2 tRNA genes and 1 rRNA gene are annotated in these 2,500 nt (G+C 53.7%); all 3 read right to left on the bottom strand.

The features are described from left to right. Window positions 1-258: 258 nt before the first annotated feature. Window positions 259-334 (bottom strand) — tRNA-Ala (locus tag LPB73_RS00015). A gap of 106 nt (window positions 335-440) precedes the next feature. Continuing rightward, a tRNA-Ile gene (locus LPB73_RS00010) sits at window positions 441-517 on the bottom strand. Window positions 518-732: 215 nt separating this feature from the next. Next, window positions 733-2,219 (bottom strand): 16S ribosomal RNA (locus LPB73_RS00005). Window positions 2,220-2,500 lie beyond the last annotated feature (281 nt).

Below are 2,500 nucleotides of genomic sequence, written 5' to 3'. Positions count from 1 at the left end.
GCTTTGCAAGCAAAGCGTTCGCACTCAATTCCTGGAGATTATGATTGCGGCACCCGCAATTGCTTGCAGACCCGAACCTCGGAACGATCTCCTCTTTACGATGTCATAAATCCCGCAGTCGATCTCGTAAGACCGACAAGCGAAGTTATACCGCGGACTAAATCAGGCGCTGCCCATATGGCGCGCACTGTCTGAACACACTGAATGTCTTGAAGTTGTTTTCGTCTCGACCGCTCATCAGCATCCAACCAAAGTTTCTGGTGGAGGCAGACGGGATCGAACCGACGACCTCATGCTTGCAAAGCACGCGCTCTCCCAGCTGAGCTATGCCCCCGTTCCAGAAGACGAATGCTCAACGCTAAAGAACACGTTTTGCAGATGCGATGCTTGCGCATGTGATGTCGACGTCAGCAGCAGCTTCAATTCAAAGCGCGCAAATATGGTGGGCCTGGGAAGACTTGAACTTCCGACCTCACGCTTATCAAGCGCGCGCTCTAACCAACTGAGCTACAAGCCCTAACAACAAAGGACTGCGCTCGGCTCATCGACATGACCTTGCGATCAAACGCCAATAAGCAGCACGAGCACGCCCCAGCGTGTGTTCGTCCGCGAAGAAAGAGAAACGAAGACGGCGGTGTCCCGCCTATGCAGCTCAGACATTGATCCAATGTCTGGCCACTGATGTTTCAAAAGAGGTTCGATAGATGCAAGCATCTGAAGAACCATCCTTAGAAAGGAGGTGATCCAGCCGCAGGTTCCCCTACGGCTACCTTGTTACGACTTCACCCCAGTCGCTGACCCTACCGTGGTCAGCTGCCCCCTTGCGGTTAGCGCACTGCCTTCAGGTAGAACCAACTCCCATGGTGTGACGGGCGGTGTGTACAAGGCCCGGGAACGTATTCACCGTGGCATGCTGATCCACGATTACTAGCGATTCCAACTTCATGGGCTCGAGTTGCAGAGCCCAATCCGAACTGAGACGGCTTTTTGAGATTTGCGAGAGGTCGCCCTTTTGCATCCCATTGTCACCGCCATTGTAGCACGTGTGTAGCCCAGCCCGTAAGGGCCATGAGGACTTGACGTCATCCCCACCTTCCTCGCGGCTTATCACCGGCAGTCTCCTTAGAGTGCTCAACTAAATGGTAGCAACTAAGGACGGGGGTTGCGCTCGTTGCGGGACTTAACCCAACATCTCACGACACGAGCTGACGACAGCCATGCAGCACCTGTGCTCTATGCCCCGAAGGGAAGGTTCCATCTCTGGTACCGGTCATAGACATGTCAAGGGCTGGTAAGGTTCTGCGCGTTGCGTCGAATTAAACCACATGCTCCACCGCTTGTGCGGGCCCCCGTCAATTCCTTTGAGTTTTAATCTTGCGACCGTACTCCCCAGGCGGAATGCTTAAAGCGTTAGCTGCGCCACTAGTGAGTAAACCCACTAACGGCTGGCATTCATCGTTTACGGCGTGGACTACCAGGGTATCTAATCCTGTTTGCTCCCCACGCTTTCGTGCCTCAGCGTCAGTTATGGGCCAGTGAGCCGCCTTCGCCACTGGTGTTCTTGCGAATATCTACGAATTTCACCTCTACACTCGCAGTTCCACTCACCTCTCCCATACTCAAGACTTTCAGTATCAAAGGCAGTTCTGGAGTTGAGCTCCAGGATTTCACCTCTGACTTAAAAACCCGCCTACGCACCCTTTACGCCCAGTGATTCCGAGCAACGCTAGCCCCCTTCGTATTACCGCGGCTGCTGGCACGAAGTTAGCCGGGGCTTATTCTTACGGTACCGTCATTATCTTCCCGTACAAAAGAGCTTTACAACCCTAGGGCCTTCATCACTCACGCGGCATGGCTGGATCAGGCTTGCGCCCATTGTCCAATATTCCCCACTGCTGCCTCCCGTAGGAGTTTGGGCCGTGTCTCAGTCCCAATGTGGCTGATCATCCTCTCAGACCAGCTACTGATCGTCGCCTTGGTAGGCCTTTACCCCACCAACTAGCTAATCAGACGCGGGCCAATCTCTCGGCGATAAATCTTTCCCCGTAAGGGCTTATCCGGTATTAGCACAAGTTTCCCTGTGTTGTTCCGAACCAAGAGGTATGTTCCCACGCGTTACTCACCCGTCTGCCACTGACGTATTGCTACGCCCGTTCGACTTGCATGTGTTAAGCCTGCCGCCAGCGTTCGCTCTGAGCCAGGATCAAACTCTCAAGTTGGACTTGAAACTTTAAACCGGCTGATCACAACGTATTGACGAGGTCCCACCATACTAAATCGACCAAACCGAAGTTCAGCCAATCTGCTGTCCGCGCTTCACAGCGCTAACAACGATGGTGTTAACCTTTGTTCAAAACGTGTACCGCCGAAGTCTTTCGTCCGGCCCCGCCTCAGGAAGCCGAAGCTTCCATCGAACGAGACCCGCAAGGACTCCGCCGTCCACGTTTCTCTTTCTTCAATTTAACTTGTCAAACAGCCCGACGCAGATGCGTCAATCTCC

The sequence above is a fragment of the Tardiphaga sp. 37S4 genome (assembly GCF_021044645.1).
In the GTDB taxonomy this organism is placed as follows: domain Bacteria; phylum Pseudomonadota; class Alphaproteobacteria; order Rhizobiales; family Xanthobacteraceae; genus Tardiphaga; species Tardiphaga robiniae.
Note: the sequence above shows the minus strand (reverse complement) of the source record. Positions and strands in the feature narration are given on the sequence as shown.